Source organism: Paenibacillus zanthoxyli JH29, from assembly GCF_000520715.1.
Classification (GTDB): domain Bacteria; phylum Bacillota; class Bacilli; order Paenibacillales; family Paenibacillaceae; genus Paenibacillus_AQ; species Paenibacillus_AQ zanthoxyli.
In genome coordinates this window covers 1-6,069 of record NZ_ASSD01000284.1, presented here as the reverse complement: position 1 = coordinate 6,069, position 6,069 = coordinate 1, and the positions used below count along the sequence as shown (strand labels likewise).

Sequence of the window (6,069 nt, the reverse complement as noted above, 5' to 3'; positions counted from 1 at the left end):
CCGCGCATTCATATGCCGGGCGAGAACGGCTACCATGCGAACATCCTGCGCCTCCAGCCGGATGCGGTGCTGGTGCGCAATACCGGTGCGCTGTATTACTATCTGCGCCGCCGCCGGGAAGAGCCGGATGCCGCGCATCCGCTGCTTATCGGCGACTTCTCGCTGAACATCGCCAATCATAAGGCGGTCGACCTGTTCCTTGAAGCAGGCTGCGACATGGTCACACCGTCGTATGACCTGAATATCCAGCAGATGGTCGACCTGCTGCGGCGCAGCCGTACCTCGCAGATGGAAGTGGTCATTCACCAGCATCTGCCGATGTACCACACGGAGCACTGCGTATATTGTACGTTCCTAAGCGAAGGAACCGACTTTACGAACTGCGGCCGCCCTTGCGAGAGCCAGCGGGCTTCCCTGCAGGACCGGATCGGCATGGTCCATCCCGTCCGGGTGGATGAAGGCTGCCGCAATACGGTCTACAACGCGATTGAGCAGTCCGGCGCGGAATATCTGAACAACTTCCGCGAGCTCGGCGTATCGTCTTTCCGCGTGGAGTTTCTGGAGGAGGCCCCTGAACAGGTAGCCGAGGTCATTGATCTGTACGGCAAGGCGCTGCGCGGCGAAATCTCCGGAACCCGGGTCTGGAAGACGCTCAAAGCAACCAACCAGCTCGGCGTTACCCGGGGGCAGTTGGTGAAATAAGAGAATATGCATTGAGACTATGTATTACAGATACCGTAAGCTCCCGCCATTTGGCGGGAGTTTTTCACTTACCTTAAATGCCAACTTTTTGGATTATTCTTGCAACGCAAGCCTTTTGCACGGCCAACTGCCAATGTCCCTATAAAACTGATATAATAGGATCAAAGCTGCAATTTTTATCCAGGCGAATTTTTGACTATATATCATACTTTAAACAAAGGAGCTGTGTCATGACAAGAATCCGTAAAGCTATTATTCCCGCAGCCGGCCTCGGAACCCGCTTTCTGCCCGCAACCAAGGCGATGCCGAAGGAAATGCTGCCGATTGTGGACAAGCCGACCATCCAGTATATCGTGGAAGAGGCGGTCGCCTCAGGTATCGAAGATATTATTATCGTAACAGGCAAGGGCAAACGGGCGATCGAGGATCATTTTGACAATTCATTCGAGCTGGAGTTCAATCTGGCCGAGAAGCAGAAATGGGATCTGCTGAATTCTGTCCGTAAATCGTCTGAAATGGCAGACATTCACTATATCCGGCAAAAAGAGCCCAAGGGTCTCGGACACGCCATCTGGTGCGCGCGCAAATTTATCGGCAACGAGCCGTTTGCCGTTCTGCTCGGCGACGATATTGTCGAGTCGGACAAACCGTGCCTGAAGCAGATGATCGAGGTCTTTGACGAATATAAGTCCTCCATCGTTGGCGTACAGCCTGTGCCATGGGATGAGGTTTCCCGTTACGGCGTCGTCGACGGCACGGAGCTTGCAGATCGTGTGTATAAGGCCAATCGACTTGTTGAGAAACCGAAAAAAGAAGAAGCGCCTTCCAATCTAGCGATCCTTGGACGGTATATTTTGACCCCTCGAATCTTTGATATGCTGGGAGAGCAGCAGGCGGGAGTAGGCGGCGAAATTCAACTGACGGACGCCATTGCCCGTCTCAGCGAGGTAGAACGCATTCTGGCCTTCCACTTTGAGGGGGATCGGCATGACGTGGGCGAGAAAATGGGCTTTATCCAAACCACTATTCATTACGCTATGCAGCGTGAAGATCTGAAGGATGATTTGCTCATTTATCTCAAAAACCTGATCGAAAGCGAAGCGCAAAAGACGGTATCGAAATAAAATTTGAATTTATTATAGCGGTGTGCGTTTACGCGCCCGCGTTACAGCACAGAAATGGCAGTCTGGGAAATGACCCGGAACTGCCATTTTAGCTTTAAAGCCGATATCAAGATATTTTTCAGCTGATGGTTTAGCCATTACATACCTTAATGAGTAGGAGTGGGAGCATTGACCAGAAATATCATGTCGCCGGCCAAGTATATTCAAGGCAAGGGAGAAATCCGTCGCCTTCATCGTTATTGTGCCGAGCTGGAGGGGAAGAAGGCTTATATTGTCGCCGATGCTTTTGTCCTCGCGAATTATGAGAAGGAGATTTCAGAAGGCTTTCAAGGAGGCGATGTTTCATATGTTCTGCACTCATTCACGGGAGAATGCAGCCTGAAGGAAGTGCAGCGGATTGTCGAAGCGGTCAAGGAATCGGAAGCGGACGTTATTATAGGGATTGGCGGCGGCAAGACACTGGACGCAGCCAAAGCGGTCGGATTCTACAGCCGACTGCCGCTGATTGTTGCGCCGACCGTTGCCTCGACCGACGCGCCGTGCAGCGCCTTGTCTGTGCTGTATACCGAAGATGGCCGATTGGATAAGTATTTGTATCTGCGGAGCAATCCGGACAGAGTGGTGGTCGATACGGAGCTTGTGGCCAAAGCCCCTGTCCGCCTGCTGGTCGCCGGCATGGGTGACGCGCTGTCGACGTACTACGAGGCGCGGGCCTGCCGGCGGTCTGCCGAGAGCCGCGGTGAGAATAAAAGCACCATAGGCGCTTACGCGCTCGCACAGGCTTGCAGGGACACCCTGCTGGCCGACGGATTACAGGCCAAGCAGGATGCAGAGAACGGCATACTCTCTGAGGCGGTGGAGAATATTATCGAAGCCAACATCTACCTCAGCGGCATCGGCTTTGAGAGCGGCGGGCTTGCAGCTGCCCATGCGATTCATAACGGACTTACCCTGCTGGAAGAGACGCGTCCTGTCATGCATGGAGAAAAGGTTGCTTTTACCACTATCGTTCAACTTGTGCTGGAGAATGCACCTATACAAGAGCTGGAGGAGATTATAAAGTTTAACCGTAGCATAGGGTTGCCTGTAACCTTGGAGGAGATGCATCTTTCGGCGGAACAGCAAGACAGACTCCGGATTGCAGCAGAGGCCAGCTGTGCTCCCGGTACGCCCATGGACAACATGCCATTTTCAGTAACATCTGAAAACATAGTGAAGGCTATGCTGAAGGTAGACCAATTGGGGAGACAACTCCCGCTTAAGTTTTGAGGAAGAGTTTATGGCTTTCAAAAATATCAAAAACCGGGTACCACCAATAATGGGCGGTACCCGGTTTTTTTCTCGATATATACAAAACTATAAGCAACGGTTAAGATCAGGGCTGGATGAACCCGATTTCATCAATTTTAGCCGCCTCTCCGGGATCGGCTGCAATAAGCTTGTTATATATATCCTGATCCTGGTTGCTTTTCAATTTATTCAATCCGGCCAAATACCAACGGGCCATTTCGCGATTAATTGCATTCGAGTAATCCTCACTCAGCCCGGCTTTCAAGGTGTTCACCGCCGTCCGGATATCACCTGAGAGAAATTGCATTTTACCCACAGCCAACGTAGTGGCAGGCGGAACGGCATTCGTTTGGTTACTGGTCTCCACCATCAGTTGCTTGTAAGCCCCAAGTCCGATATTAAAGTTCGCATTCGCATTTGCCTTGTCCTGCTGGTTAAAGGAGGCCTGGCCCAAGTCATATGAGCGGGCGATTAAATCATAGTACCAGTTTGTACTCCATAGGTCGCCGCGTGCAGCCAGATCAGCGTAACTGCCAATGAGACCTGATTGCAATATTTCGGCTGCAGCCTTGGCATCGCCGGTTACGTGTTTTATTTTTCCGACTCCGAGCGCGATTAGTGGTGTTACAGAGAACGGACGGCCCTGCATCTGTCCGGCAGGCAGCGTCTTCAGATACTCGACTCCGGCAACCACATGGTCGTATGCGGCCAGACCCGTTTGGAAAGATTCCTGCTCCTTGGCAGCATCCTTCTGCAAATGAGCCTGTGTTCCCAGATCGGATGCTCGGGTAATAAGCGGCTCATACCACTCAATATCCCACTTATATTTATCCGCATTATCTCTGTAAACGGCATATGCTTCTTCGCTCTTTCCCTGCAAATCATATAAAGCAATCAACTGCTGCAGCATCATCTTGTTATTTGGCTCATCCTTCAATCCGCGGGTCAGCACGGCGAGGGACTCGGCTGCGAACTGTTCGTTCTTGTTCTGACTGTAGACCTGATTATCCATCGAAGCGAGAATAATCACAGACTCCGGATGGCTCGGACGGTTTTTAAGCGCCTTGATCAGCGGAGCCTTGATTTCTTCATAAGACTGGCTTGTTTGCGTGATCGCCTTGGCATCCGCAGCAGCATTGGCAGAACCGATATCGCGAAGGGACACGAAGAGCACAGCAAAGGCTCCCACACAGGCCAAGGCCAAATAACCAAAACGCAGCCCCGAAGAGTTCCATTTGACCGCGAGCGGTTTAGCATCCATAGCAGCAGCCATACCCGCAAGCCCGATGAACACAAGCAGGCCCATGAAGGCGTAGCTCATATTGAAGTCAAGGACACTGTGAAGCAGAATCGAGAGAGCGATGATTAGGAAGAAGAAGCCGTTCTCGTAATCATCCCGTTCTTTTTGCTTCATATAGCCTCTGATATATTTGTAGAATACAAACAGGATAAATCCCATAAATACGATGAAACCAAGAATGCCGACCTCAATCAAATACTGCAGGAAGAAGTTATGCGCCTGGCGGCTCGTATACGGGTTATTCTGATATTTCTCGTAAAGAGCGGCCCAGCCTCCACCGCCGGCGCCGAGAATCGGATAATCCTTGACAACCTTGAGCGCATCTTTGTAAAAAGTGAAGCGTTCGAGTACACTATGCTGCTGGAAGTTGATATTCTCCAGACGAGTTTCGATATTGTCCGGCAAAATACTGCGCACGCTCGTGCCGATCAGCAGGAAAGCGGTCAGTGCCACCAGCACCGTCGCGCCCATTGGAAGCCAAAGATTGGTGAATTTACGGCTTGACCAGCCTTCAAGACTCCCTTCCAGCTTAGGCGCCGCAAAGCGCTGTACTATCCAGCATAGAACCGCCGTAACCGCCGAGGCAATCAGCAGATAGGTCCAGCCTTTGACGGCCGCTGACGCATCAGGAACGAGGCTAAGGCGCTGCCCGATCGAAGTGACCGGACTCGCCACCGCGAGCGAGGCAATGCCTGCGATAATAAGGTGAATAATCCACAATATCTGCCGCGACGGTTTCTGGAACAGCAGCAGGAGTACGAATACGACCGGGAGCATGACCAGCCCGCCCCGCGAGAGCGTCAGCAGCAGCGACACGATAATAGGCACAAGCATGAAGCCGTTGATCAGCGTGCCGTACGCTTTTTTCGACCGAATCAGCGCAAATATCGCCACAAACAAGAAGGCCATCAGGAAAGCGGCATATGTATTGGCATACTGAAAAATCGAAGTCAGACGCAGACCGTTGGCATCGGTCATCACCGCGTCCAAATATTTGCCTCCCCTAACTGTATTTGAGAACCAGCCAACCAGCCCGCCAGCGACATTCCATGCGCCGAGCCAGTTCAGCAGTCCGAACCAGACAATCAGATAAGCCACTGTCAATACGGCGGTTTGTATGATAACATTAACTTGTTTTTGTCGAAGGAGGTAGAGGTTTACAATGAAAACTGCCGCGTACATGCTCTGAATCAGCAGCATATTGACCGCCATGTAGTGCGAAGCGGCAACAAAGAGCGACAGGAAATACGTCAGAGGGAGCAGCAGCACGGCAACCGCCAGCAGATCGCGCTGGTCCTCCAGCTTAAACCTTTTGTAATAAAGGACGACCCACAAGAACAGCATCAGACAGCCGAGCAAAGCTGCGATATAAATCGGTTTCTCATAATCCGTCTGCTGTCCGTTAAATAATCCCACTTGAAACGGGGCCCAAAGTAAAAATAAAATAAAACCAATTACCAACACCCAAAGCGAGTCGGGCATTTTTTCAGCGTTTCTCGACTGAGCAGCTTTTTTACCGTATACTGGATTAGCCAACTTTTTAATCTCCTTTTCCTGTAGATACGACAATATTTTAGCACAAGTAGCTGTCTTGGAAAACGAAAGAAAATTTTATAGCTATATAGAACGCAATTAATAAACCAACAGCACCAC

The 6,069-nt window shown here is 51.1% G+C and carries 4 protein-coding genes; 3 read left to right on the top strand and 1 reads right to left on the bottom strand.

The features are described 5' to 3' along the window. The 3 genes from L691_RS28545 to L691_RS0110390 all read left to right on the top strand — a co-directional run. On the top strand, positions 1 to 702 hold a 702-nt coding region (locus L691_RS28545), incomplete at its 5' end, for a U32 family peptidase (protein ID WP_198023010.1). A 230-nt stretch (positions 703 to 932) separates the two neighbouring features. After that, a complete protein-coding gene (gene galU, locus L691_RS0110395; protein ID WP_025690419.1) occupies positions 933 to 1,826 on the top strand; it encodes a UTP--glucose-1-phosphate uridylyltransferase GalU in 894 nt (297 codons plus the stop codon). Between the two features lie 168 nt (positions 1,827 to 1,994). After that, a complete protein-coding gene (locus tag L691_RS0110390; protein WP_025690418.1) occupies positions 1,995 to 3,095 on the top strand; it encodes a glycerol dehydrogenase in 1,101 nt (366 codons plus the stop codon). Between the two features lie 106 nt (positions 3,096 to 3,201). Here the strand turns inward: L691_RS0110390 and L691_RS0110385 are convergent, their stop codons facing one another. Beyond that, positions 3,202 to 5,952 (bottom strand): O-antigen ligase family protein, encoded by a 2,751-nt coding sequence (locus tag L691_RS0110385; RefSeq protein ID WP_025690417.1) that lies wholly within the window; start codon positions 5,950 to 5,952, stop codon positions 3,202 to 3,204. Positions 5,953 to 6,069: the final 117 nt, after the last annotated feature.